Consider the following 298-nt stretch of genomic DNA (forward strand, 5'->3'; position numbering starts at 1 on the left):
TCGACATAGCGCTCCACCGGCCAGTCCTCGCGGAAGTGCCGGTCGATCAGCCGCCGCAGCCGGCCGCCGAGCGCCACCGCCGCCGGCACCGCGATGGCATGCGATTGCGCATCGAGGCTAGCGATGCCCGACAGCGCCACCGCGATCAGCGGCGGCAGGATTCTTTCGACACCGGGCAGCCTGTCGGCATATTCCGCCTGGATCATCCTGACCGTATTACCCAATCTCTCCCACAGCGCGCCCTCGCCGCGCCCCGTGACGAAAACCGGCTGGTCGAGCTGCAGCGCGAGATCGGAAG

The 298-nt window shown here is 68.5% G+C and carries 1 pseudogene; it reads right to left on the minus strand.

The features are described from left to right. Window positions 1-298: pseudogene (locus EN807_RS34480) on the minus strand (AraC family transcriptional regulator); the annotation flags it as partial.

The sequence above is a fragment of the Mesorhizobium sp. M5C.F.Ca.ET.164.01.1.1 genome (genome assembly GCF_004792125.1).
GTDB classification, from domain to species: Bacteria; Pseudomonadota; Alphaproteobacteria; order Rhizobiales; family Rhizobiaceae; genus Mesorhizobium; species Mesorhizobium wenxiniae.